We start from the raw sequence: 24,171 nt of genomic DNA on the forward strand, positions 1-24,171 counted from the left end.
CGGTACTTGCGGCACGGCTGAAGCCGTGCCCTTAAGCAAAACGGACTTCTTCAGCACCCTCTAAAGCCCCATTGCATTGAGGGACGCTATGGCGTGGCTGAAGCCACGCCCCTTCAAAGCGAAGACTTAATCAGAGGTTCCCTAATTCCATTTGATACCTGGGGCTGCGCCTCAGGCTGGTATGAAGCGCGCGGTTGGCGCTTACAAAGGAGAGGAACGATGCTGATTACGATTCCGGATGTGCTAACGGCAGGGCAAGTGGCAGAGGCGCGGGCGGCGCTGGATGCGGCTGAGTGGGTGGATGGCAAGGTGACGGCCGGGTACATGGCGCAGATGGTGAAGGAGAATCTGCAACTGCCGGAGGGGCACCCGGTGGCGGTGCGGCTGGGCGAGATGGTGCTGGCGGCGCTGGCGCGGTCGCCGCTGTTCATGTCGGCTGCGCTGCCGCTGAGGGTGTTTCCGCCGATGTTCAATCGGTACACGGGCGGTGGGCACTTTGGCACGCACGTGGATACGGCGATTCGCGCGACGGCTTCGACGGGACAGCGGATCAGAACGGATGTTTCGGCGACGCTGTTTTTGTCGGCTCCGGAGGAGTATGAGGGCGGCGAGCTTTATGTCGAAGACAGCTACGGCGCGCACTCGGTGAAGCTGCCGTCGGGGCACATGGTGCTGTATCCGGCGACGAGCCTGCATCGCGTGGCTCCGGTGACGCGCGGGGCGAGGGTGGCTTCGTTCTTCTGGGTGCAAAGCATGATTCGGTCGGACGCGGACCGCACGCTGCTCTACGACCTGGATATGGCGATTCAGCGGCTGGCGGTGGATGTGCCGGGGAATCCTGCGGGCGTGCAGTTGACGGGGGTGTATCACAACCTGCTGAGGCGCTGGGCGGAGATGTAGCGGGATGGTTTCGGTGCAGGTTAGGATGGAGCCTGCATGGATACATTACTGAGTGCTCCTACGATTGCGCCGAGGCAACTTGGGCTACGGCGAGGGCTGGTTACGGCTGGTGTCTGCGTGCTGCTGCTGGTGTTCGGTCTGCAGCTTGCGTTCACGGTGCATGGGGAGTCGCTCTCGTGGGATGAGGGCGACCATATTTTTGCGGGATACATGTCGTGGAAGACGCATGATTTTGGGTTGAACCCGGAGCATCCTCCGCTGATGAAGTCGCTGGCGACGCTGCCGCTGCTGGGGCTGCCGCTGAAGCAGCCGGTGATGCAGCATCGGTTTTTTAAAGATGAGTCGTATATGGATGGGCGCGCGCTGCTGTTTGGCAACACGCCAGCCTACAGCCCGGAGACGCTGACGTTTCGCGTGCGCATGGCGGTGGTGCCGGTGGCGCTGCTGATGGCGCTGCTGGTGTTTCTGGCAGCGCAGGAGATGTTCGGCATGGGCGCGGGTTTTTTGGCGCTGACGCTTGTGACCTTCAGCCCGAATATTCTGGCGCATGGCGCGTTTGTTGTCACCGACACGGGAGTCTCGTGCTTCTTCCTGGCGGCGGTGTATGCGTTTTACCGCTACTGCAAGGCTGGGTCGGCGGGGCGGCTTGCTGTGGCTGGGTTGGCGGCGGGGCTGGCGCTTTCGGCGAAGCACTCAGCTATCTTGCTGCTGCCGATGCTGGTGGCGCTGGCGGCGTGCGAGGTGGCGTTTCGGCTGAACGGCGAAGAGCGCAGGCGGCGCGCGTTGCGAATGGTGGGGTCGCTGGCAGTGATCTCGGCGATTGCGCTGGTGGTGCTGTGGAGCTTCTACGGATTTCGTTATGCGGCGCGGCCTGCGGGGTTGGCTCTGAGTCCGACGCTGGCTGAGTATGTGCACCCGCTGAAGCCGGTGGAGGCGAAGGGCATCATGCTCGCGGCGCGCTTCCATCTGCTGCCGGAGTCGTATCTGTATGGGCTGGCTGATGTGCGGTCGATGGCGAACGGGATGCCTTCGTTCATCTTCGGCAAGGTGTATGAGCATGGCGTGTGGTTTTATTTCCCCGCTGTGCTGACGATTAAGTCGACGCTGGGATTTCTGGCGCTGCTGTTGCTGGGTTTTGCCGCGATCTTCGCCGGACGGTGGAAACAGTGGCGCGAGATTCTGTTTCTGCTGGCGCCCGCGGGGATCTACTTCTGGGTGGCGATGGGGTCGAGCCTGAACATCGGCGCGCGACACATTCTGCCGGTGTATGTGTTTCTGTTTGTGTTTGCAGCAGGCGGAAGCTGGGCGTGGATTGAGTCGCGGAAGGCGGGATGGAGTCGTGGCTGGGCGTGGGTGGTTGGTGTGCTGCTGGTATGCCATGTGGCGTCTTCGATGAAGACGTATCCGAACTATATTGCTTACTCGAATGAGCTTTGGGGCGGGCCTTCCCAGACGTATCACTACCTGACCGACTCGAATACGGACTGGGGCCAGCAGTTGCTTGCAGTGAAGAAGTACACCGATGAACACCACATCACGGATTGCTGGTTTGCTTATTTTGTGGACCCGTTCCTCCAGCCTTCCGACTACGGCATTCCGTGCAAGGCACTGCCGACGCCGGATACGTATTTCACGAAGACACCGCGTCCGGTGCCGGCGACGATTACCGGGCCGGTATTCATCAGCGCGGGATCGCTGACCGGATTTGAGTTCGGCTCGGATGGGCTGAATCCGTACCGCGACTTCGAGCGCCTGAAGCCGGTGGCTTCCATTCAGGACGGGGTCGAGGTGTACGAGGGTACGTTCCACGTGCCGCTGGCTTCGGCGATGAGCTATGTGGCCGAGGCGCAGACACTGCTCAGAAAGAACGACGTTGCAGGGGCGCTGGCACAGGCGCAACAGGCGGCGGCGATCGCTCCCGATGAGTTTTATCCGGAGATGGTGCTGGGCAATGCTCTGGCTGCAGCGGGACAAAAAGATCAGGCACGCGCTGCGTATGTTCGTGCGATGGATGCGGTGAAGAGGATGGACGCGGATGCGCAGGAGAAGCTGGGGCCAGAGGTGGAGGAGAAGCTGAACAGGTTGTGAGGTGTGGGCGTGGCCCGGCCTGATCGTGTGATGAGTCTGAAGTTCGTGGCATCCTTTGCGAAAGGCAACCGCAGGTCCTTCGACTCCGCAAACCGCAAAAAGCGCGGCTTGCTGCGCTCAGGATGACAATTTTATTGATGTTGCGAACTTCAGACTCAGGACACCAGGGAGGGTCTGATTAAGTCCACGAAGACTCCCCCAGGCGTGGCCGGCGCGGGCGATGCGAAACGCAGATTCCCTTCGGGAATGACAACATAAGGTGGGGGCTGCTTTGGAGATGAGGAGGGTGGATGCCGACTGAGCGGGACCCGTATGATGCAGTGGCTTATCCCGGACATGCGTATCCGGATACGCATCCTGACCGGATGGCCGTGATGGGGCTGCTGCATGGGCTGGAGCCTGCGGCGGTGGAGCACTGCCGGGTGTTGGAGATTGGGTGCGGCGATGGCGCAAACCTGATTCCGATGGCGTATGCGATTCCGGGCGGGGAGTTTGTGGGCTTTGACCTGGCGGAGTTGCCGGTGGCGCGCGGGCAGCGACGCATTGGCGAGCTTGGGCTTGCGAACATCCGGCTGTTTCAGGCTGACCTGATGGATGTGCGCGGGCTGGGGCAGTTCGACTACGTGATTGCGAATGGGCTGTATGCGTGGGTGCCGGAGGCGGCGCGGGACAGGCTGCTGGCGATTTGCCGTGAGCACCTGGCTCCCAATGGACTGGCGTTTGTGAGCTACAACACGCTGCCTGGCGGCCATGTGCGGAACATGGTGAGAGAGATGATGTTTGCGCAAGCGGACAGGATTGAGGACCCGGCGCAGAAGGTGGCGGAGGCGCTCGGATTTCTGCGGCTGATGGTGGAGGCGCGGGCGGAGGGCGATCCTTTTCGGGCCGTCGTGGAGCATGAGTTGAAGCGGATGGAGCAGCGGGATCCGCGTGTGGTCTTTCACGATGAGCTTGCCGGTGCGGGGCGGCCGGTGTCGTTCACCGAGTTTGCGGACCATGCGAGGAAGAACGGGTTGCAGTATGTGAGCGAGTCGGTGCTGCCTCCGCCGAACGATCCGTGCTTTCAGCGCCGGATCGTGGACAAGGCCGAGGAGATGACGGCAGGCGACCGGATTGCCGAGGAGCAGGTCTACGACTTCGCTCGGATGCGGATGTACCGCGAGACGCTGCTGTGTCATCGGGAGCGCGAGGTGAGCGGAGAGATGTGCGTGGAGGCTCTGACGCGGATGCGGCTGGCTTCGCAGGCTGCTGCTTCTGACGGCGAGGGCGACGTGCTCCGCGTGTTCACGCTGCCGGGTGGAATTCGTATGGAGAGCAGGCACCGGAATACGGTACTGCTGATGGAGACGCTGATTGAGGCGTGGCCGCGCTCGGTGCCGTTCGCGGAGCTGATGGAGACGCTGGGCGCTAGCGGGGTCGAGGCAGACGGAGAATTTTTCAAGCTGTTGCTGCAACTAGTGGTGGCGCGGATGGTGGAGCTGCATGTGTGGCAGGCGCCGGTTGGCGGCAGCATTAGCGAGCGGCCGAGAGCGAGCGCGGTCTTGAGACAAGAGGCCGTGGCCGAGGACCATGCGACGACGCTGCTTCATGCGGCGCTGCTGCTGAACGATCCGCTGGTGCGTGAGTTTGTGCTGCTGCTGGATGGAACGAGAGACCGCGCGGAGTTGCTGGCGGCGCTCCGCGAGAAGAGGCTGGATCTTTCGGATGCGAATCTTGCGGAAGGCATCGAGCCCACGTTGCGAATGCTGCATCGGACGGGTGTGCTGCTCGGAGACGGCTAGCCGAAGGACTCGGGCTTTGAGTATGCTTGGCATCGCGCTCATCAAAGACTTTTTCACACTTCAGGAAACTTTATGACGATTGCACAGGAAACACTCGATCTTCTCTCGCGGCTGGGCGTGACGCTGCCGGCGGGCGGCGACCTGACAGTACACACGCCGTTGACCGGCGAAGTGATTGCACGGGTGCCGAAGATGACGCCGGAGTCGGCACAAGCGGGCATCGCACAGGCGCACAACGCTTTTCTGGAGTGGCGCAATGTGCCGGCGCCGAAGCGCGGCGAGCTGGTGCGTCTGCTGGGCGAAGAACTGCGCGCCGAACGCGAGACGTTGGGCCGGCTGGTGACGATTGAGACGGGAAAGATCCTCTCCGAAGGCACGGGCGAGGTGCAGGAGATGATCGACATCTGCGCGTTTGCGACGGGACTTTCGCGCCAGCTTGCGGGGCTGACGGTGCCGTCGGAGCGCGCGAAACATCGGATGATGGAGACATGGCATCCGCTGGGCGTGGTCGGGATCATCTCGGCGTTCAACTTTCCGGTGGCGGTGTGGAGCTGGAATGCGGCGCTGGCGCTGGTGGCGGGCAACTCGGTCGTGTGGAAGCCTTCAGAGAAGACGCCGCTGACGGCGTTGGCGGCGCAGGCCATCTTTGAGCGCGCGGCGAAGAAGTTCGGCGGCGTGCCTCGCGGGCTTTCGACGCTGATGATTGGCGACGCGGAGGTGGGGCGGTTGCTGGTGGATTCGCCGCTGGTGCCACTGGTTTCGGCTACCGGATCGACTGTGATGGGACGAGCGGTGGGGCCACGGTTGGCGGCGCGCTTTGCACGCGCCATTCTGGAGCTGGGCGGCAACAACGCGGCCATCGTTGGGCCGACGGCCGATCTTGACCTGACACTGCGCGCGGTTGCGTTTTCGGCGATGGGCACGGCGGGGCAGCGATGCACGACGATGCGACGGTTGATTGTGCACGAAGACGTTTACGACAAGCTGGTTGGGCAACTGAAGAAGGTGTACGGCTCGGTGGTGGTGGGCGACCCGCGCGACGCGGGCACGCTGGTTGGTCCGCTCATCGACGAGCGCGCATACACGGCCATGCAAAAGGCTCTGGCTGACGCGAAGGGCGCGGGCGCGACGATTACGGGCGGCGAGCGCGTGGAGCGTGGGGATCAGGCGTTCTATGTGCGGCCGGCGCTGGTCGAGATTCCTACGCAGACCGATACGGTAAAACATGAGACCTTTGCACCGATTCTGTATGTGCTGCGATACAAAAATTTTGGCGACGCGCTGCGACTGCACAATGAGGTGCCGCAGGGGCTCTCGTCAGCCATCTTTACGATGGATTTGCGGGAGGCAGAGCAGTTTCTTTCGGCTACGGGCTCGGACTGCGGCATTGCGAATGTGAATATCGGCACGTCGGGCGCGGAGATTGGCGGGGCGTTCGGCGGCGAGAAGGAGACGGGTGGCGGGCGCGAGTCCGGCTCCGATGCGTGGAAGCAGTATATGCGGCGGGCGACGAATACGATCAACTACGGTTCGGAGCTGCCGCTGGCGCAGGGCGTGACGTTTGAGATTGGGTGAGATTGCGAAAGGCGAAATACAGGGGTCTCTCCACTGCGGCGGCAAAAGCGCCGCCTCCGGTCGAGATGACGTGAGCAGGGGGTGTGGCAATGGGCGATGCCTGCGGTTGAGATGATGTGCGCTGGCGTTCTGCAAAAGGCTCGCGGTAGCATCGTTGCAGGATGTTTATGGCCCGGTTGAAGTTTCTCGCTGCGATCTCGCTCGCCTTCATGCTTGCATCGCTTGCCTACTCGCAGGCTCTGGCGCGGCCGGGGTGGGCGGGGTTTGGTACGGCGTCTCCTGTCTGGTGGAAGGACGCCTCGGTGTATGAGATCGATCCGCACGGCTTCGGCGGCCTCACCGGAGTGACGCAGCATCTCGACTACATTCATTCACTGGGAACCGATGTTGTGCTGCTGACGCGCATTCAGGTGGACGCGGGCCATCCGCAGGACATTGACCCGGCTATCGGTACGCTGGATGATCTTGAGGAGCTGATACATCAGGCGAGCGACCGCAATATGCGGGTGCTGATTGATCTGGGCACGCTGCCTGCCGCGATCGACCTGACGAGCATTGCACGGTACTGGCTCAACCAGGGCGTGGCGGGATTTCACGTGAACGGCACGGAGCAGGCGGCGAGTCTGCGTAAGATTGCGGGCGCGTATAAAGGCCAGCGCGTTGTCATTGGCGATCTGGACCCTGCTGCGGCGACGACAGGCGACGGGCCGCAGCTTCTGCTTGACGCAAGACTGGGCAAGGTGAAGCAACTGACGGCGGCGGCGATTCGTCCTGAGCTTGAGGCGATGGTGCCGGCGCAGAACCTGCTTGTCGCCACTGATGCGCCGGGCGAGCTGCGCAGCATCACACGGCTGGGCGATGGGGCGCACGACAGCGACATTGCCAAGATTGCCGCAACGCTGCTGTTTGCTAATCGCGGCTCAGCACTGATCTATTACGGGCAGGAGATTGGGCTGGCGTCGGGCGATTCGGCTGCGGCCCCGGAGATGAAGTGGGGCTCTGCCCCTGTTGAAACCCCGCCGGGCACGAGGCGTTCGTTGCATCCCGCGCCTCCTGATCCTGCGTCGGTGGCCGGGCAGGAGGCTGACCCGGATTCGCTGCTCGGCTGGTATCGCAGGCTGATTGCGCTGCATCGCAGCAATGCGACGATCAGCACTGGGCCCACCACCATTGTGCTCGATCACGACGACCAGAATGTGCTGGTGTGGGTGCGCAAGCCGCAGGCTCCCACGTATAAAAACCCGCCGGTGGTGGTGATCTGCAATCTCTCGGCGCAGACGGTGCACCTGTCGCTGACGGACGACATTAAGAAGCTGCACATGCGGGGGAATTTTCTGCGGACGATGCTGCGCTCGGATGGCGGTATGGGGCCGCTGACGCTGGATTCGATGACGCTGGCGCCGTTTGGGGTCTACATTGGCGGGCTGGGGTATTAGCTGCTGAAAACCGCAGGTCCTTCGACTCCGGCGGCAAAATACGCCGCCTTCGCTCAGGATGACAACTTTGGAAGTGCTCCAGCTACAAGAAATCCGCGATCGACAGCGATCATGCAGCCGTGGTGTAGCGTTGTCGTAGAGATCAGTGCGGCACCAGAGTCCCGTGAATAGCAGGTTCTTCCGCTGCGCTGCGGAATGGAAATGCAAAGGAGTCTCAACCGGTGTTGCGCAGTCCTGCGCTGATGCCGTTGATGGTGGCGGAGATGGCGCGGTTCAGCTCGGGTGAGTCGGGCTCGCCCTTCGCGGCGGCCTGGCGTTTGCGGCGGACGAGTTCGACCTGGATGAGCGACATGGGATCGACATAGGGATTGCGCAGGCGGATGGAACGCTCGAGGACCGGGTTGGTCTCGAGCAGGCGGCTCTGGCCGGTGATGGCGAGCAGCATACGGTGCGTGAGGTTGAACTCGTCCTCGAGCGCGTGGAAGACGCGGTCGCGCAAGGCTTCGTCTTCGACGAGCGAGGCGTAGAGGCGGGCGATGCCGAAGTCGGCCTTGGCGAGCGCCATCTCGACGTTGCGGATGATGTCGAGGAAGAGCGGGAAGTTGCGGGCCATGGTCTGAAGCAGCGAAAGGTTCCCGGAGTCCTGCCGGATGAACTGCTCGAAGGCGTGTCCGACACCGAAGTAGGCGGGGACGAGCTGGCGAGATTGCATCCAGCCGAAGACCCAGGGGATGGCGCGGAGGTCGGCCATCGACTTTTTGCCGCCGCGTTTGGCGGGGCGCGAGCCGAGGCGCGCGTGCTCCAGTTCGGCAACGGGCGTGGACTGCTCGAAGTAGGTGAAGGTGTCCGGGTTGTCGATGATGTGTTTGCGGTAGAAGGCGTAGGAGGTGGCGGCGAGCTGGTCGAGTGCGGCTTCCCATGAGGGGAGAATTTCGCCGGTGAGACGCGGAGTGTAGTTCTGTGGCGCATCTCCCACCTTAGCGTCCTGCGGACGCGAAGATGGGGCACCCGGATTGTCGGTTTGATTCTGGGTGTGCTGAATTTTTGCGTCGGGGCGGGCTATGGCGTCGAGTGAGGCCGCAATCATCAGTTCGAGATTGCGCTCGGCGAGCACAACATCGGAGTACTTCCAGTTGAGGACCTCGCCCTGCTCGGTGATGCGCAACTCGCCTGTGAAGCTGTCGATGGGCTGGGCGAAGATGGCGCGGTGGGTGGGGCCGCCGCCGCGTCCGACGGTGCCGCCGCGTCCGTGGAAGAGACGCAGGTGAACTCCGCACTCGTGGGCAACTTCGTGGAGCGCGCGGTGGGCCTTGTAGATCTCCCACGTGCTCGAGATCATGCCGCCGTCTTTGTTCGAGTCGGAGTAGCCGAGCATGACCTCCTGCTGATGACCCCAGGATTCGAGCAGCGGCTTGTAGGCTTCGCTGGTCCAGAGCTGGCGCATAACAGAGGCGGCGTTCTGGAGGTCTTCGATGGACTCGAAGAGGGGGACGGGCTGGAGTCCGGGGTCTTCGCCGCTTGCTTCGACCATGACGCCGCCAAGGCGGGCGAGACGGATGACGTTGAGCACGTCTTCGGCGTTGGTGGCTCCGCTGATGACATAGAGACGGATGGCCTCGGATGCATAGGTCTTCTTGAGTTCGGCGATCGAGCGGAAGGTTTCGAGGACTTCGGCGGTTTGCGGCGTGAGCGCGGCAGGCAGGTGGAGCTTGTTCTCTCCCTGTGAACCCACCTTATCAGGAGAGAGGCCGGTGATCTCGGCGAGGGCGGCGGTGTGGAAGCGGGCGTGCTGGCGGATGTCGAGTGTCTGGAGGTGCAGGCCGTAGGTGCGGACCTCGATGAGCAGCGGGTCGATGAGCATCTGCGCGAGACGCGGACCGTGGTTTTCGATGAGGCTGGTGCGGATGGCGTTGATGTCGGAGATGAGATCAGCCGCGCGGGTGTAGGGTTTGAGCGCGGGCGCGGCGGGCAGCGGGATGCTGGACTGCGGCGTCGAGCCGAGGCGCATCATGATGCAGGCGATCAGCAGGCGGAGATACTCGAAGTGGAAACGTTCCTCAAGCGCGGTCTGTCCGGCGGTGCGGAGCTGCGTGAGGTAGCTCTGGAGAAGCGCGTGGACTTCGGCCGAGACGGGCACCTGCTGGGTGGAGCTGGCTAGCTGCTCGAAGATGTTTTGCAGGCGGCGGCGGTAGTGGCTGAGCAGCAGATTGTGCGCCATGGCAAGCGCGTCGCGCGTGACCGTGGAGGTGACGAAGGGGTTGCCGTCGCGGTCGCCGCCGATCCACGAGCCGAAGCTGATGACGCGGGGAAGGGTGCAGATGGAGGGCGGGACCGGCTCCGATTTTTCCTGAGGAGTTAGCGGCGCTTCAGACAAAATGCGGGGACTCTTCTCCTTCGTTTCACTCAGGGTCAGAATGACATCGTCTTTCTTGTCGAGAGGTGCCTTGGGATATTCGGCGGTGAGGGCCGCGGCAATTTCGTTGTAGAGGACGGGCAGGGTGTCGAAGAGCGAGGACTCGTAGTAGTCGAGCGCCATGCGGATCTCGTCGCGCACGGTGGGGCGGGCGCTGCGGACGTCGTCGGTCTGCCAGAGCGCGGTGATCTCGGCGGTGAGGTCTCGCTGGAGCGATTCGAGATGGGCCTCGGGAACGGGGATGCGGTCGAGCTGTTCAAGCAGGTCGGAGATGCGGCGGCGTTTGAACATGACGCTGCGGCGGGCGACCTCGGTGGGATGCGCGGTGAAGACAGGCGTGATGCAGATGCGGCGGAGCAGCTCATAGGCTTCGGCGGCGGTGGCGCCGGACTCGCGCAGGCGGCGGAGCGTGCCGCGCAGGTCGCCGCGCTGCGGGCAGGCGTCGGGGTCTAGCTGGCTGGAGAGACGGCGGCGCTTGCGGTGGTTGGTCTCGGCGAGGTTGATCAGCTCGAAGTAGAAACCGAAGGCGCGGGCGAGCCGGTAGGCGGAGGGCAGATCGAGCGTGTGGACACGGGCGAGCGCCTGCTCAAGATATTCGGCGGCGGCTTTAGGGTCGTTGCCGTCGGCCTCGCGGCGGGCGATGGCGGTGCGGCGCAGCGCCTCAACGGCTTCGTAGAGCGCCTCTCCGCACTGCTCGCGCAGGACGTTGCCCAGCAGGATACCAAGCGAACGGACATCGCGGCGGAGAGGAACTTCCTTGAGATCGCCGGTGGGGGCTTGCAGCTCAGCAAGGCGCTGAGGCCAGTTGGAGGGGGTCCACAGTGACGGCATGTGTTAATTATGCACTGAGGGAACGGCACTGCACGGCAACGGACGAAGCACTACATGACATGGGCGAGCTTTTCGAGTTCGGCCTGGAGGCATTTGAGCGAACAGCCGATGGACTCCATGTGCGAGGCGGCGATGCGTGCCTCCTGGGTGGAGACGCCATATCCGTGCGCGGCCAGAAAGCCCTGAATCAGCTCGGCGGCCTGCCAGGAGTCGAGGCCGGCCTTCATCAGCTCTTCGCGCAGACCGGCGAGATCGGCTTCGGGGAACTGTTCGACCTGAATTTTCTTTGTGTGCGTCATATCGTTCTCTCGACCCTCTCCCGGCGGCTTCTCATCTTAGACGCTCCGGCGGTGGGAGCGGATTGAGGAAGTTACAAATTCTTTACGAGGAGATGACAAGAGAAGTTCAGCCGGAGGCTGGCAGGGTGGTGAGACCGGTCCGGAGCAGACTCGATGAGACTCGGCACGATACCATGGAAACAATGAATAATACTCCTCTGGTTTTAGATGGCGTTGCGATTGCAGGGCAGATTAAAGCCGAAGTCGCGGCGGAGGTGCAGCAGCTTCGGGCGAAAGGAACTACACCCGGACTGGCGGTGATTCTGGTAGGCCATGTGCCTGCCTCGGAGATCTACGTGCGCAGCAAGGTGAAGACCTGCGGCGAACTGGGGATATATAGCGAGATGCTGACGCCGCCAGAGTCGGTGACGACCGATGAGATGCTGAAGATTGTTGCCGAGTTGAATGCGCGCGAGGACATCGATGGCATCCTGATTCAACTGCCGCTGCCGAAGCATGTGGATACGAAGCGGCTGCTGGAGGCCGTCTCGCCCGACAAGGACGTGGATGGATTTCATCCGGTGAATGTAGGGCGGTTGCAGAGCGGGCAGCCGGGACTTGCGCCGTGTACGCCGGCGGGGATTATGGAGATTTTGAGGCGGAGTAAGCTGCCCGTCTCCGGACAAAATGCGGTGGTCGTCGGGCGGTCGGACATTGTAGGCAAGCCGGCGGCGATGATGCTGCTGAATGCTTCGGCCACGGTGACGGTGTGCCACAGCAAGACGCGCGACCTGGCCGCAGTGACGCGCGGGGCAGACCTGCTGGTGGCGGCGATTGGCAGGCCGGGCTTCGTGACGCGCGAAATGGTGAAGCCGGGAGCTACGCTGATCGACGTCGGCATCAATCGCATTACGGACGTAGCTGAGGTGGGACGCTTCTTTCCCAACGACACGGCACGTGCGGCGACGTTTGCCAAGCGCGGGTCGGTGGTGGTGGGCGATATTCATCCGGCGGCGTTCGCGGTCTCGGGCGCGTATACCCCGGTGCCCGGCGGCGTGGGCGCGCTGACGATTGCCATGCTGATGCAGAACACCGTGACGGCTGCGAAGCTGCGGCGCGGACTCGCCGCGGGGAAGAGCTAGCCCGGATGCTGCGCGTTGGCCTGACCGGTGGGCTGGGCAGCGGGAAGTCGACCGCTGCCGACCGCTTCAAGATACATGGAGCACACGTCATCAAGGCGGACGTGCTCGGGCTCTTGATGATGAGTCCGGGTGAGGCCGTTTACGACGCGATCGTCTCACACTTCGGACAGCAGGTTGTCCAGCCCGACGGCAAGCTGGATCGTGGTCTCCTTGCGCGGATTGCGTTTGACAGCGGACGGGTCGAGGAGCTGAATTCCATCGTCCATCCTGCGGTGATCGCACGACAGGCTGAGCTTGCTGAAAAGATCTTCGCTGAAGACCCGTTCGCAGTGGTGGTGGTCGAGTCGGCGCTGATCTTCGAGACAAAGCACGGTGGCGATCAAGGCTGGCGCAGCCGGTTCGACTGCATCGTGCTCGTTACAGCCTCGGAAGAGACGCGGATCGAGCGGTATATAGGTACAGCGTCCGGGACGCTCCGAGACAAGCTCAGAGCGGATGCGCAGAACCGGATAAAACATCAGATGTCAGAGAAGGAAAAGATTGCGAAGAGCGATTTTGTCCTGGTCAATGAAGGCTCCGTGGCTGAGTTGGAGCGCCAGGTCGACGAACTCTGGCCTGTTCTTCAGTACATGTCGAAAGAAAGAAAGCCGCATTGAGAGAATGGGGCTCTGCCTTCGGTCTCTTCAGAGATGAGGCTGAAGCATAAGCCCATGTGGCTGTCCGCAAAATACAGAGATTCTTCCCATTCGACTTCGCTCAGGGCAGGCTGCTGCGATCAGAATGACAAATCGGCGCCCGTTGTCCCACCCAACGGCAACCACCTTTCCAGGCCGAGTTTCCTGCTAACTGGATACAATTTAGACACGGCGGGCCTGGCCTGCGATTTGCTAAGAAATCAGGTTGAATGCGATGAAACTGCGTCCTGTGTTGCTGGTGCTGGTGATTCTGTGCGGCTTTTACTATGTAACGACGCACGTGGGGCGGACGTCGCCCGGCGGGTCGTGGTTGCATCGCGTCATCGCGCCCGATAGCCCGCAGCCGACAGCAGTGAATACGGCGGTGACGGGCCCACTACACTCGTTCGAGTTGACCGAGGCCAGCGCCGCCCCGGCCTATGACGTCGAGGAGCAGCAGAACATCGCGGTCTACAAGAAGGCGTTGCCCTCGGTCGTGAATATCACCTCGACGGCGGTGGCGTTCGACTTCTTTTATGGACCGGTTCCGCAACAGGGGCAGGGGTCGGGGTTCATTCTGAATAAGGACGGGCTCATCCTGACCAACGCCCACGTTTTGCTGAACAATTCGCAGCGCGTTGAGGTGAAGCTCTCGAACAAGAACACGTACAAGGCGCAGGTGATGGCGGTGGACAAGAACCACGACCTTGCGCTGCTGAAGATTACGGCGCCGAATCTTGTGCCGGCGACGCTTTCCAATTCGCAGGGTCTGATCGTAGGGCAGCGGGTGTATGCCATCGGCAATCCGTTCGGCCTCTCGGGCACAATGACACGCGGCATCATCTCGGCGATTCGGTCGATTCGCGGGCCGCAGGGCAACCCGATTGAGGACGCCATCCAGACCGATGCGGCGATCAATCCGGGGAACTCGGGCGGGCCGCTGTTGAACTCGCGGGGCGAGGTCATCGGCATTACAACGCTGATTGCCAACAATGGCGCGGACCAAAGTTCAGGCATCGGGTTTGCGATTCCCATCAACACGGCCAAGGCCGTGCTCGACGACTTTGCGAAGTACGGCTATGTGCGGCGACCTTCGCTGGACATTCAGACGCTGGCGATCGGCCCGGACATTGCCGAGCAGATTGGCCTGCCCGCCGACTACGGCCTGCTGATTGAGCGCGTGCTGCCCGGCGGAGCAGCGGAGAAGGCAGGTCTGCATGGCGGCACGCAGCGTGCATATCAGGGCAACATTCCAGTGATGCTGGGCGGCGACCTGATCGTCGGCTTCGATGGGCAAGACATCACCAACCCGCAGGACCTTTCCGCCGCGCTGAACGCTCATCGCGCAGGCGATGTGGTGACGCTGACCATCTTCCGGGGCCAGCGCCGAATGCAGGTCAAGGTCACGCTGGGCGACGCGAAGGACCAGCAGGGACAGTTGGGTCAGCAGACTTAGGTTGGCATCCTGAGTGCCAGATTGAAGAGGATCAGCGAGCTGTGGCTCGGGAAGGCCTCGCCGCGTCGCGGTGGACGTAACGGCGTCCCTGGACGATGTACTCGCCGCTAAGGACGCGGGCGAGCGCCTCAGAGTACGCAACGTGCTCGTGCTCGAGGATGCGTGCCGAGAGCGTTTCGACCGTGTCGTCTTCCTTCACCTCGACGGTCTTTTGCAGGATGATGATGCCGTGATCCACCTCTTGATCGACAAAGTGGACGGTGCAGCCGGAGACTTTGGCGCCGTATTCGAGCGCCTGTCGCTGGGCGTCAAGGCCGGGGAACGCGGGCAGGAGTGACGGATGGATGTTGAGGATGCGGTTGGGGAAGGCGCGGACGAACTCTGGCGTGATGATGCGCATGTAGCCCGCCAGACAGATGAGGTCAACCTTGTGCTGGTGCAGGCGGGCGAGCATTTCGGCGTCATGGTCGGCGCGCTTGCGACCGGCCGAGGGGATGGCGAAGGCAGGCAGGCCCAGTTCGCGTGCCGAGGCCAGGCCCGGCGCGTCCTCGACGTTCGAGAGCACGACGGCGATCTTCGCCCCGAGAAGATGCTGCTCGCGGATCGCCCGGGCGATGGCCAGAAAGTTCGAGCCGCGTCCGGAGAGGAGGATGCCGAGGCGTTTCATCGGAGAGTTTCCTTTGTGCTAGTTGTAGCTGACCCTGTGTTCGCCGCGCACGACGCGTCCGATGATATGGTGGCGTTCGTTGGCGCGGTTCAGCACAGCCTTTGCTTTCTTCACCTTCTCAGCCGGGACGACGACGATGAGGCCGATGCCCATGTTGAAGGTGCGGAGCATCTCGTCCTGGGCGACATTGCCGAGCTGCTGGAGGTGCTCGAACAGCGGCGGCACCTGCCAGGAGGCGAGATCGACGACCGCGCCCAGGCCCTTGGGGATGATGCGCGGGAGGTTGTCGGTGATGCCTCCGCCGGTGATGTGGGCCATGCCGCTGACGACCTCGGCGTTGGTGAGCTTTTTGATAATGGCGAGGTAGCTTCGGTGCGTGCGCATGAGCGCCGCGCCGGTCTTGTCCTTCAGCTCGTTGACGTACTGTTCGGGACCGTACTTCGCCTCTTCAAAGAGCAGCTTGCGCGCCAGCGAGTAGCCGTTGGTGTGCAGGCCGTTTGAGGGCAGGCCGATGAGCACGTCGCCGTTCTGGATGGTGCTGCCGGTGATGATGCGGTCGCGGCTGACCGCGCCGACGATGGTGCCGGCGAGATCGTACTCGCCGTCGGCGTAGAAGCCGGGCATCTGGGCAGTCTCGCCGCCGATGAGCGCGCAGCCGTTGGCGCGGCAGGCTTCGCTCAGTCCTTGTACGACGGTCTCGATGATCTCGTTGTCGAGCTTGCCGGTGGCGAGGTAGTCGAGGAAGAAGAGCGGCGTTGCGCCCTGCACGGCGATGTCGTTGACGCAGTGGTTGACGAGGTCCTGGCCGACGGTGTGGTGGATGCCCAGCTCGAAGGCGACCTTGAGCTTGGTGCCTACGCCATCGGCCGAGGAGACCAGGACCGGATTGGGGAACTTTTCAAGGTCGAGCGAGAAGAGGCCGCCGAAGCCGCCGATCTCCGAGAGCACGTGCTTGTTGAAGGTCTTGCGGGCAAGCATCTTGATGCGCTGCTTGCTGCGGTCGCCTGAGGAGATGTCCACTCCTGCGTCGGCGTAGCTGATGGGCTTCTTTGTTGCCGCTTTTTTTGCGGAGCTTCTGAGGCTGGCAGCCTTCTCGCGCTCGACTGCGGCGCCGAGCGGCGAGCCGTGCGTGGGGGTTGATTCGGGCATGGGGGAGGTCTCATCCGGCAAAGTCGTGCTCCATGGGTAATCGCTAGTGAAGAATTTAAGTCTAGCAGGATGTGGCTGGACGACCTGTGAAATGCTGTGAAACAGCGTCTTTTGCAGGGCCAAAACAGGTTGCATGAGGCCGTCGCCGCCTGCGCTCCGCAGACTTCTATACTGGACAGGATGCCTCTGAACCTCACCCGCTCCCGCCAGTTACAACTTCGTGCCGAACAACTTCTGCCGGGAGGCGTTGACTCGCCGGTTCGTGCCTTCCGCGCCGTCGGGGGCGACCCTCCGTTTGTGGCCCGTGCCGAGGGAGCGTACCTGTTCGACGCCGACGGCAACCGCTATCTGGACTTCTTCGGCTCGTGGGGGCCGATGATTCTGGGCCATGCGTTTCCTCCGGTGGTGCAGGCCATCCAGCATGCCGCCGTACGCGGCGCGAGCTTTGGTGCTTCGACCATCGCTGAGGCCGACCTCGCCGAGCTGGTCCAGCACTGCTTTCCTTCCATCGAGAAGCTGCGCTTCGTCAGCTCGGGGACTGAAGCGTGCATGACGGCAGTGCGGCTGGCGCGGGGATTTACCGGGCGGAAGTTCGTCATCAAGTTCGAGGGCTGCTACCACGGGCACTCGGACGCGATGCTGGTGAAGGCGGGCAGCGGCGTGGCGACGCTGGGGATTCCCGGCTCGTCCGGTGTGCCGGAGGAGACGGCGATGCATACGATCGCATTGCCGTTCAACGATCTGGAGGCAGTGCGCGCGGTGTTCGCGGCGCGCCCAAAGGAGATTGCGTGCGTCATCATCGAGCCGGTGGTCGGCAACGCAGGCACGATTGCGCCGAAGGCGGGGTATCTGGAGGGACTCCGGACGCTGACGGCGGAGCATGGCGCGCTGCTGATTCTGGACGAGGTGATGACCGGGTTTCGTGTGTCGCTTGGCGGAGCGCAGCAGCTTTACGGCATCAAACCGGACCTGACGACGCTGGGCAAGATCATCGGCGGCGGGCTGCCATGCGCGGCCTTCGGCGGGCGCGCGGACGTGATGGACAAGCTGGCTCCGCTGGGGCCGGTGTATCAGGCAGGCACGCTGAGTGGGAACCCGCTGGCCATGGCGGCGGGCATCGCTACGCTGCGCGAGCTGATTGCGCGTGAAGGGGAGATTTATCCCCAGCTTGAACGGACGGCGGCGGCGATTGCCGATGGCGTTGCCGCGATTGCACGGGAAGCTGGTGTCACGATGACGACCAACCGCGTGGGGTCGATGTTGACGTGGTTCTTTGCGAACGGGCGGGTGGAAGATTTCGCAGACGCGGCGAAGTCCGACACGGCAGCGTTCGGGCGGTTTCATCGCGCCATGCTCGAAGCCGGAGTGTGGCTACCGCCCAGCCAGTTCGAGGCAGCGTTTGTTTCGACCGAGCATGGCGACGCTGAGGTTGAGATGACGCTGGAAGCTGCTCGCAGGGCGTTCAAGTGATAAGAGGCAACAGCGGATTCCTCTGTCTCGCTATGGATGGAAATGCGAACAGGCCGGCGGTTGGAGAGTATCCTTTCCACTCGGGCATTTTGGTGAGGAAGTTGTTTGCGCTCAGGCCCAGGTGTCGACGGTGACGAACCTTGCTCCTGTTTGTTTGTACTGGGCGATGAGCTGGTCAGTGGCTTCGACGGTGTTCATGCGGGGTTGGCCGAGGCCGTGCTGGCCTCCGTCGTGAAGGAGCACGTTCGAGGCGCGGTGGCGTTGGCGGTTGCGGGTAATGCCTTGTACGGCATGGCGCAGGATGGTGTCGGGCGGCGGCGCGCTCCAGTCAAAGCAGGTGACGTTCCACTGGATCGTGGTGAGGCCAAGCTCGCGGGCGGTGCGGAGGACGTAGGGACGGCGCGCTCCGTGGGGCGGGCGGAAGTAGCGAACGGGTGCGCCGATGGCATCTTCGAGCGCGGCGTTGCACCCGGCCAGTTCTTCGCGGATGCGCGCGGCTGACTGCCAGGCGAGCCAGGGGTGCGTCATGGTGTGGTTGCCGATGAGGTGCCCGGCGGCGGCGATGGCGCGGGCAAGGTCCGGGCGCTGACGGACGAATCCGCCGAGGAGGAAGAATGTTGCGCGAACTTCGTGGCGGGCAAGGACTTCGAGCAGGCGTTCGGTGGCGGCGGGGTTGGGGCCGTCGTCGTAGGTGAGGGCGATCTCGCTGGGGTCACGGCCGGCGACGACGACTTTGCCGAAGATCTGCGAGGTTGGGTAGAGCGCGGCGTAGGCTGCTCCGCCTGCGAGCAGGCCGGCGGCGGCGAGTGCTACGGCTGCTTCCGTGATGGGCTTCGATGACATTTCAGAACATCAGCACGGCGATATGGTAGGTGGTGAAGCCGGGCTGCGGGTGCGTGCTGGGGCAGGCTCCGACGGCGACCGAGTGCCGGCGCACGCCGGGCAGGCTCTGGAGCACGGCTGCGGGGAGTTGCGTGACGTCGGCTCCGTCCCACTGCATGATGAGCTGCGGATGGCCAGCGGTGCTGGTGGGCTGGCGGCAGATCGCGCGCGCGTTCTCGGTCTCGCCGGGGGCAATACGGAGGCCGTGCTCGCGCAGGGACTGCTCGGCCTGCTGCTCGACCGCGCTTGAGCCGGAGAAGCTGCGCACGGAGCGGGAGAAGTCTTCGACGGCGAAGAGGTAGCCGCCGCGCTCGACGACGGCGATGCCGATGGCGGTGAGGTTCGGGTCGAGGATGTTGCCGCGATGGACGGGTGAGCGCATCCAGGCCTGGTCGAACTGGGCGGGCGCGGTGGCGTGGCCTGCGACGTTTTCGGAGACAGTGGTGAAGTGGGCGCCTGCATTGAAGGTCCTGGCCTTGAGGTCACGTTCACCGGGGTACTGGTGCTCGGCCGGGCCGGGGTGCGTGGCGATGACCTGGGCGTGGGCGCGGGCGGCGCGGGCGAGTGCCGCGTCCCACGCGAGCGCGGGGAGATGGTGCTCGGAGCGGTGCTGGTTGGTTGCCTGCAGGAGGTACTGCTCGGCTACGGTTGCTCCGCGCTGCGCGGGCAGCGATGGAACGACCATCGCAAGGGCTGCAATCATAAGCAGGTGTCGGCGCATCGGATTTCCTAGTGTTTGTACGACTTGAGCAGGTTGAAGACCTCTTCGGCGTGGCCTTCGGGTTTGACGTTCTCGAAGATGTGGATGAGACGCTGGTCGGGACCGATGAGGTACGTAGTGCGCTTTACACCTTTGACGAGCTTGCCGTACATGTTTTTCGGCTTGATGAGGTCGTAACGGTTGATGAGGGTCAACTTGTCGTCGGCCAGCAGATCATAGGGGAGATCGTACTTGTCCTTGAACTTCTTCTGGTCTTTGACGGTGTCGCGGGAGATGCCGAGGACGACGATCCCGGCCTTCTTGAACTTCTCGAAGGCGTCGCGGAAGCCGCAGGACTCGATGGTGCAGCCGGGGGTGTCGGCGCGAGGGTAGAAGAAGAGAACGACGGGCTTGCCTTTGTAGTCGGAGAGGGACACGTCTTTGCCGTCCTGGTTCTGGAGGGTGAAGTCTTCTACTTTGTCGCCGGGGTTCATTCGTGGCTCCTTTTGCGAATGCTGTATCAGTCTACTAGGGTGATGAGTCCGAAGTTCGCGGCATCCTTTGCGAAAAGCAACCGCAGGTCCTTCGACTCCGCAAACCGCAAAAGATGCGGCTTGCTGCGCTCAGGATGACAACTTGATTGAATTGATGTTGCAAACTTCAGACTCAGGATACGAGGGTCTTGCCGAGCGAGGCGGAGTCTTCGACGTTCAATGTGGGTGTCGAGGCGTCTTTGCCGAGGATCTGGCGGTTGAGGCCGGAGAGGACTTTGCCGGGGCCGACTTCGATGAAGTGGGTTGCGCCCTGGGCGACGAGGAGTTGGATGCAGTCTACCCAGCGGACGGCTCCTGTGACTTGATGCACCAACGCTTGTTTGGCGGCTCCGGCGTTGGTGACGAGCGCGGCGCTGACGTTGGCGGCGACTGGGATCTTTGGGTCGACGAAGTTGAGGGTCTGGAGGTCGGCAGCGAGGGCGTCCTGCGCGGGCTGCATGAGGGCGCAGTGGAAAGGCGCGCTGACGGGAAGGATGACGGTGCGTTTGGCTCCGGCTTCTTTGCACAGAGCGGCGGCGCGCTCAACGGCTGCGACGGCTCCCGAGATGACGGTCTGGTCGGGTGAGTTGAGGTTGGCGGCGGAGACGACGGCGAGTTTGGCGTCGAAGGCTTTGGCCTCGGGCGTGGTGGGGAGCGGGGTGAGTTGGTCGCTGACCTGCGCGCAGATTTCGACGATGAGGTTGGCGGAGAGGCCGAGGATGGCGGCCATGGCTCCCCGGCCCGGCGGGACGGCCTGTTGCATGTAGCGGCCACGGTTGCGGACGGTGCGGACGGCGTCGGCGAAGGTGAGGGTGCCGGCGGCGACGTGGGCGGAGTACTCGCCGAGCGAGTGGCCGGCGGCGAGGGCCGGGGTGATGCCGCGCTCGGCAAGGACGCGCGTGGCGGCGACCGAGACGGTGAGGATGGCGGGCTGGGTGTGCTCGGTGAGCTTGAGCTGGTCTTCGGGGCCTTCAAAGATGAGGCGCGAGAGCGGGAAGCCGAGAGCTTCGTCGGCCTCGGCGAAGACGGCGCGCGCGGTGGGGAAGTTGTCGTGGAGGTCGCGGCCCATGCCTACGGACTGCGAGCCTTGTCCGGGGAAGAGGAAGGCTGGTTTGGTCATCGTGTTGATGGTAAATCAGGGACGGCGTACTTCAGGGGCTACGGACGTTCTGATTCAGTATCGATTCAGTATTGAAGGGCTACGGAATGAATTGGCGCAGAAATACAGGGATTCTTTCCATTCGACTTCGCTCAGGACAGGCTGCTGCGCTCAGAATGACGGGTCGACCATCGGAGACTTAATCAGCGGCTCCCTAAGGGCGTATGTAGCCCGACGCGGATCGATGCGAAACGCGGATTCCCTTTGGGAATGACAACCAAGAAAAGCAAATGCAAGAACGAAACGCGGACTCCCTTCGGGAATGACAACCAAGAGGCTTACGGCGCGACTGAAGTTGTGCCCCTTCAGAATCCATGCGGGATCGAACGATCCGGCTTGCTCAGTTGACCGGCGCGAACGTGACCAGGACCGTGAGGAAGAGCAGACCGAAGACGATGACTAACAGGGGAAACCAGTTGTCGATCCAACGCAGCGACTCTTCTTTATGCGACGAACTCATTGAACATTCTCCTCTTCTTTTCAAATCGTAACCGAGAAGGGGTGGAATGCTCAACGGCCCGACTGGGCAGCGATGGACACAACGTTTTCGCGTTTCATCGAGAACTCGCGGCCCGCAGCAGCGTGGAACCGGAAAAAGTCCAGCGAGGAGAGTTCGCCGGGGAACATCCAATCGTGCGGTTCGATGATGATGAGCGGGAAGCTGTTGAATACTGCCTCATTGCCGGTGAAGAGGTCGCGTTCGGCGCCTTCGATGTCGATCTTGAGCAGAAATGGCGCATAACGGGAGGCGGGTTTCGTGGCAAGCAGATCGTCCATGGTGACAAGATCGACAGCTATCTTGTCCGGGCAGGAGGTGATGCGATAACCCATGGCAGAGTCGCCGGTGTCGTGGAGCCAGGCGCGGCCAGCTTTCGGAGCAATGCCTGCCTGGCGCAAGTCGACGTCGAGGCCGGCGCAGTTGTGAGTGAGGAAATCAAAGTTGTCCGGTGCAGGTTCGATGCCGACGATGTGGGCCTCGGGATAGCGGGCTGAGAACCAGGTGACGCTGGCACCGAGGTTTGCACCGCAATCGACGATGAGGGGCTGGCGGCCAGAGGCGAGGATACCGCTATAGACCTTTTCGACTAAAGCACCGTGGGCCCCGGTGGGTAACTCGTACTGCAAGTCGCGGAAGCATTGGTCAATGGCGAGGAGATCACTTTTGTTCCAGCGGCGGTGCTGGAGGCGGAATTGTCTTCCGCGATAGGCGACTTTGGTAATCTGGCGGTTGTTAGGAAGGCCAGGATGACTCAAGCGCCGTGTGAGATGCACCAACGGGCGGAGTGTCCGATAAGCTATGCGTCCGAGCGGGTTCGATGCGACCTGATCGATCAAGTCAGACATGCCCCAGCATTATATGACGGAGAGGGCTGCATATGACGGAGAGGGTTGCGGGCGGGCAGCGATCGTTCAGCTCGGCACGAGGCCCGCGAGAATCTCCCCAAGGGCTTGGGCCTCTTCAAAATCTGATTCTAATTGAGTTTCCTCAGGTGCCGAGGCCGAAGTCTACGTCCTTCTCGTCGCCTGCGTGGGAGTAGGCGTCATAGGGCGTGCGGTGGTTGAACTTGTAACGCTGGCGCAGCTCGCGGCCGACGAAGAGGCCAAGGGCGACGGCGCCGAGGCCGGCAGTGACCCAGCCGAGGGTCTTCATCAGAGCGGTGTCTTCGGAGCCTTCTTCGGGGAAGGGAAGCTGCTCGGTGCGGGGGACATCGTCTGTCTTGAAGAAGACGCACGCGTTGGGCAGGAGCCTCATAGTTAACGATGATAGCGCAGGTTGAGCGTTGCGGTGAGAGACGTTTGTGGGATGAAGGTGGACGTTTTGGGGATGAGGCGGAGGCGGGAGAGTTGTGCAGCTTTCTGATGGATGCAGCCCGGCTCCAAGAGAGGACTTTGCGCAGCAGCGGGCAAAATGCGGGGATTCTTCCCTGTCGTTTTACTCAAGGGTCAGAATGACACCTACGGAAATCCGTCAGTTGACGACGACCTGCTGGAAGCCGAGGCCGTAGAGGAGGGTGGTGACGGTGGAGATGGCGTTTTTGCGGGCGGCGTCGAGGATGCCGTCGGCGAGGGCGGATTGCTGGAGCTGCTGCTGGGCCCGAGTGCGGGTCTCGGATTCGAGGTTCTGGTCGGCGGGGACGAGCAGGCCGGTGGTGCGGGCGTAGACGCGGGTGTGCTGGTTGTCGATGGTGGTGACGAAGACCTGGGAGGCGGGCAGGGTGACGCGGATGGCGCGGACGCCGTTGTTGCGGGTGATACGGACGTCTTCGGGCTTGAGCTTCGAGAGGTCGATGCCTGCGATGGACTGGCCGTGGACGACGAGCAGGATGCGGTCGCCGGCAATGAGATCAGGCAGCACGGTGGAGGACTTCGAGCCTTCGACGACGGTGTCGATGGAGTAGACGACGGTTTCGAGGCGGCTGAGGCGCTGGATCTTCTCGACGACGTCGGGAGCGGAGACTTCGGTGACGACGGGGCGGGAGGCGATGGCGTTGGCGATGCGGCCTGCGAAGCCGGAGTTGGCGCGGCGGAGAAAGACGACCATGGTGACTGCCCCGAGAATGAGCGCGAGCAGAACGGCGAGAAGAGTGCCCGAGGAGCCGCGGCGACCTGAGCTATATTGTGTGGTCATGCTGGTTCGATGCTCCTTTGCTCTACTTACCGGGGGGACCCCCTGGTATCTCGGTGTAAATTCCTTCGTTTCTGCGGTTTACAAATCTGGTGTCTTGTAAAATCTTCCAAACAAATGGGTTATTGGCAAATTCCTGAAAACACAGAAGTTATGGCTGTTGGCGGTGGCTTCGGCGTCCTTTCTTGTGGCTCTATTTAAATATAACGGTTTGGGTATAACTAAAACGCCATTCGGATGTTGATGATTCGCAGGGGGTTAGGAGATTTTCGGGCTTGACAAGCGATTTCTGGGCCAAAAACGCGAAAAATATTTTTGGGTTGCTCTGAGGGTGAGAAGAGTGGTTCGCGTGTGGCGCGAATGCCCACATTATCGACGATAAAACCGTCGCGAAGATGGGGCACCCGGCTG

21 protein-coding genes are annotated in these 24,171 nt (G+C 62.5%); 9 read left to right on the forward strand and 12 right to left on the reverse strand.

Annotated features, from left to right (window positions below; all coding sequences use genetic code 11):
* The first annotated feature begins 219 nt into the window (after positions 1–219).
* The 5 genes from VFU66_RS12135 (at position 220) to VFU66_RS12155 (ending at position 7,780) form a co-directional block, all read left to right on the forward strand.
* Positions 220–900, forward strand: coding sequence for a Fe2+-dependent dioxygenase (locus tag VFU66_RS12135; RefSeq protein ID WP_326446522.1), 681 nt, complete (start codon positions 220–222; stop codon positions 898–900).
* 36 nt (positions 901–936) lie between these two features.
* Positions 937–2,988 (forward strand): glycosyltransferase family 39 protein, encoded by a 2,052-nt coding sequence (locus tag VFU66_RS12140; protein ID WP_326446523.1) that lies wholly within the window; start codon positions 937–939, stop codon positions 2,986–2,988.
* Positions 2,989–3,278: 290 nt separating this feature from the next.
* Positions 3,279–4,769 (forward strand): methyltransferase regulatory domain-containing protein, encoded by a 1,491-nt coding sequence (locus VFU66_RS12145; RefSeq protein WP_326446524.1) that lies wholly within the window; start codon positions 3,279–3,281, stop codon positions 4,767–4,769.
* A gap of 72 nt (positions 4,770–4,841) precedes the next feature.
* Positions 4,842–6,344 carry an L-piperidine-6-carboxylate dehydrogenase gene (gene amaB / locus VFU66_RS12150; RefSeq protein ID WP_326446525.1) on the forward strand — a complete coding sequence of 501 codons (1,503 nt, stop codon included), beginning with the start codon at positions 4,842–4,844 and terminating at the stop codon, positions 6,342–6,344.
* 167 nt (positions 6,345–6,511) lie between these two features.
* Positions 6,512–7,780, forward strand: coding sequence for an alpha-amylase family glycosyl hydrolase (locus VFU66_RS12155; protein ID WP_326446526.1), 1,269 nt, complete (start codon positions 6,512–6,514; stop codon positions 7,778–7,780).
* A gap of 214 nt (positions 7,781–7,994) precedes the next feature.
* Here the strand turns inward: VFU66_RS12155 and VFU66_RS12160 are convergent, their stop codons facing one another.
* Positions 7,995–11,024: a phosphoenolpyruvate carboxylase gene (locus VFU66_RS12160; protein WP_326446527.1), complete on the reverse strand. Its 3,030-nt coding sequence runs from the start codon at positions 11,022–11,024 to the stop codon at positions 7,995–7,997.
* A 50-nt stretch (positions 11,025–11,074) separates the two neighbouring features.
* Positions 11,075–11,323 (reverse strand): hypothetical protein, encoded by a 249-nt coding sequence (locus VFU66_RS12165; RefSeq protein ID WP_326446528.1) that lies wholly within the window; start codon positions 11,321–11,323, stop codon positions 11,075–11,077.
* A 182-nt stretch (positions 11,324–11,505) separates the two neighbouring features.
* Between VFU66_RS12165 and VFU66_RS12170 the strand changes: the two genes are divergently transcribed.
* From VFU66_RS12170 to VFU66_RS12180, 3 genes are all read left to right on the forward strand, one after another.
* Positions 11,506–12,444: a bifunctional 5,10-methylenetetrahydrofolate dehydrogenase/5,10-methenyltetrahydrofolate cyclohydrolase gene (locus VFU66_RS12170; RefSeq protein ID WP_326446529.1), complete on the forward strand. Its 939-nt coding sequence runs from the start codon at positions 11,506–11,508 to the stop codon at positions 12,442–12,444.
* 5 nt (positions 12,445–12,449) lie between these two features.
* Positions 12,450–13,100, forward strand: coding sequence for a dephospho-CoA kinase (gene coaE / locus VFU66_RS12175; RefSeq protein ID WP_326446530.1), 651 nt, complete (start codon positions 12,450–12,452; stop codon positions 13,098–13,100).
* Between the two features lie 253 nt (positions 13,101–13,353).
* Positions 13,354–14,574 carry a S1C family serine protease gene (locus tag VFU66_RS12180; RefSeq protein ID WP_326446531.1) on the forward strand — a complete coding sequence of 407 codons (1,221 nt, stop codon included), beginning with the start codon at positions 13,354–13,356 and terminating at the stop codon, positions 14,572–14,574.
* A 31-nt stretch (positions 14,575–14,605) separates the two neighbouring features.
* Here VFU66_RS12180 and purN read toward each other — a convergent pair whose 3' ends face one another.
* Both purN and purM read right to left on the reverse strand, forming a co-directional pair.
* A complete protein-coding gene (purN, locus tag VFU66_RS12185; protein ID WP_326446532.1) occupies positions 14,606–15,241 on the reverse strand; it encodes a phosphoribosylglycinamide formyltransferase in 636 nt (211 codons plus the stop codon).
* A gap of 18 nt (positions 15,242–15,259) precedes the next feature.
* On the reverse strand, positions 15,260–16,390 hold the full coding sequence (purM, locus tag VFU66_RS12190; RefSeq protein WP_326446533.1) for a phosphoribosylformylglycinamidine cyclo-ligase: 1,131 nt from the start codon (positions 16,388–16,390) through the stop codon (positions 15,260–15,262).
* Between the two features lie 180 nt (positions 16,391–16,570).
* Here purM and hemL point away from each other — a divergent pair, with 180 nt between their 5' ends.
* Complete coding sequence (gene hemL / locus VFU66_RS12195) at positions 16,571–17,860, forward strand: glutamate-1-semialdehyde 2,1-aminomutase (protein ID WP_326446534.1); 1,290 nt, start codon at positions 16,571–16,573, stop codon at positions 17,858–17,860.
* Positions 17,861–17,971: 111 nt separating this feature from the next.
* On the opposite strand, the gene VFU66_RS12200 is transcribed toward hemL, so the two are convergent.
* The 8 genes from VFU66_RS12200 to VFU66_RS12235 form a co-directional block, all read right to left on the reverse strand.
* Positions 17,972–18,703: a polysaccharide deacetylase family protein gene (locus tag VFU66_RS12200; RefSeq protein ID WP_326446535.1), complete on the reverse strand. Its 732-nt coding sequence runs from the start codon at positions 18,701–18,703 to the stop codon at positions 17,972–17,974.
* Between the two features lies 1 nt (position 18,704).
* On the reverse strand, positions 18,705–19,463 hold the full coding sequence (locus VFU66_RS12205; RefSeq protein WP_326446536.1) for a CAP domain-containing protein: 759 nt from the start codon (positions 19,461–19,463) through the stop codon (positions 18,705–18,707).
* Between the two features lie 8 nt (positions 19,464–19,471).
* Complete coding sequence (locus VFU66_RS12210) at positions 19,472–19,936, reverse strand: peroxiredoxin (protein WP_326446537.1); 465 nt, start codon at positions 19,934–19,936, stop codon at positions 19,472–19,474.
* A gap of 172 nt (positions 19,937–20,108) precedes the next feature.
* Positions 20,109–21,095 carry an ACP S-malonyltransferase gene (fabD, locus tag VFU66_RS12215; protein WP_326446538.1) on the reverse strand — a complete coding sequence of 329 codons (987 nt, stop codon included), beginning with the start codon at positions 21,093–21,095 and terminating at the stop codon, positions 20,109–20,111.
* Between the two features lie 549 nt (positions 21,096–21,644).
* Positions 21,645–22,478, reverse strand: coding sequence for an FkbM family methyltransferase (locus VFU66_RS12220; protein WP_326446539.1), 834 nt, complete (start codon positions 22,476–22,478; stop codon positions 21,645–21,647).
* 142 nt (positions 22,479–22,620) lie between these two features.
* Entirely contained in the window at positions 22,621–22,887 is a 267-nt protein-coding gene (locus VFU66_RS12225; protein WP_326446540.1) for a hypothetical protein, read from the reverse strand.
* A 216-nt stretch (positions 22,888–23,103) separates the two neighbouring features.
* Positions 23,104–23,763: a DUF4230 domain-containing protein gene (locus VFU66_RS12230; protein WP_326446541.1), complete on the reverse strand. Its 660-nt coding sequence runs from the start codon at positions 23,761–23,763 to the stop codon at positions 23,104–23,106.
* Positions 23,764–23,981: 218 nt separating this feature from the next.
* Positions 23,982–24,171: hypothetical protein (locus VFU66_RS12235; RefSeq protein ID WP_326446542.1), on the reverse strand; the 190-nt coding region annotated here is incomplete at its 5' end.

This window comes from Edaphobacter sp. (genome assembly GCF_035763405.1).
In the GTDB taxonomy this organism is placed as follows: Bacteria; Acidobacteriota; Terriglobia; order Terriglobales; family Acidobacteriaceae; genus Edaphobacter.

Coding starts and splice junctions, on each gene's coding strand:
- VFU66_RS12220 (WP_326446539.1), bottom strand. CDS start 22,478: ATGTCTGACTTGATCGATCAGGTCGCATCGAACCCGCTCGGACGCATA.
- VFU66_RS12145 (WP_326446524.1), top strand. CDS start 3,279: ATGCCGACTGAGCGGGACCCGTATGATGCAGTGGCTTATCCCGGACAT.
- amaB (WP_326446525.1), top strand. CDS start 4,842: ATGACGATTGCACAGGAAACACTCGATCTTCTCTCGCGGCTGGGCGTG.
- VFU66_RS12170 (WP_326446529.1), top strand. CDS start 11,506: ATGAATAATACTCCTCTGGTTTTAGATGGCGTTGCGATTGCAGGGCAG.
- VFU66_RS12210 (WP_326446537.1), bottom strand. CDS start 19,936: ATGAACCCCGGCGACAAAGTAGAAGACTTCACCCTCCAGAACCAGGAC.
- VFU66_RS12140 (WP_326446523.1), top strand. CDS start 937: ATGGATACATTACTGAGTGCTCCTACGATTGCGCCGAGGCAACTTGGG.
- hemL (WP_326446534.1), top strand. CDS start 16,571: ATGCCTCTGAACCTCACCCGCTCCCGCCAGTTACAACTTCGTGCCGAA.
- VFU66_RS12160 (WP_326446527.1), bottom strand. CDS start 11,024: ATGCCGTCACTGTGGACCCCCTCCAACTGGCCTCAGCGCCTTGCTGAG.
- VFU66_RS12155 (WP_326446526.1), top strand. CDS start 6,512: ATGGCCCGGTTGAAGTTTCTCGCTGCGATCTCGCTCGCCTTCATGCTT.
- coaE (WP_326446530.1), top strand. CDS start 12,450: ATGCTGCGCGTTGGCCTGACCGGTGGGCTGGGCAGCGGGAAGTCGACC.
- VFU66_RS12205 (WP_326446536.1), bottom strand. CDS start 19,463: ATGCGCCGACACCTGCTTATGATTGCAGCCCTTGCGATGGTCGTTCCA.
- VFU66_RS12165 (WP_326446528.1), bottom strand. CDS start 11,323: ATGACGCACACAAAGAAAATTCAGGTCGAACAGTTCCCCGAAGCCGAT.
- VFU66_RS12225 (WP_326446540.1), bottom strand. CDS start 22,887: ATGAGGCTCCTGCCCAACGCGTGCGTCTTCTTCAAGACAGACGATGTC.
- VFU66_RS12135 (WP_326446522.1), top strand. CDS start 220: ATGCTGATTACGATTCCGGATGTGCTAACGGCAGGGCAAGTGGCAGAG.
- VFU66_RS12200 (WP_326446535.1), bottom strand. CDS start 18,703: ATGTCATCGAAGCCCATCACGGAAGCAGCCGTAGCACTCGCCGCCGCC.
- fabD (WP_326446538.1), bottom strand. CDS start 21,095: ATGACCAAACCAGCCTTCCTCTTCCCCGGACAAGGCTCGCAGTCCGTA.
- VFU66_RS12230 (WP_326446541.1), bottom strand. CDS start 23,763: ATGACCACACAATATAGCTCAGGTCGCCGCGGCTCCTCGGGCACTCTT.
- purM (WP_326446533.1), bottom strand. CDS start 16,390: ATGCCCGAATCAACCCCCACGCACGGCTCGCCGCTCGGCGCCGCAGTC.
- VFU66_RS12180 (WP_326446531.1), top strand. CDS start 13,354: ATGAAACTGCGTCCTGTGTTGCTGGTGCTGGTGATTCTGTGCGGCTTT.
- purN (WP_326446532.1), bottom strand. CDS start 15,241: ATGAAACGCCTCGGCATCCTCCTCTCCGGACGCGGCTCGAACTTTCTG.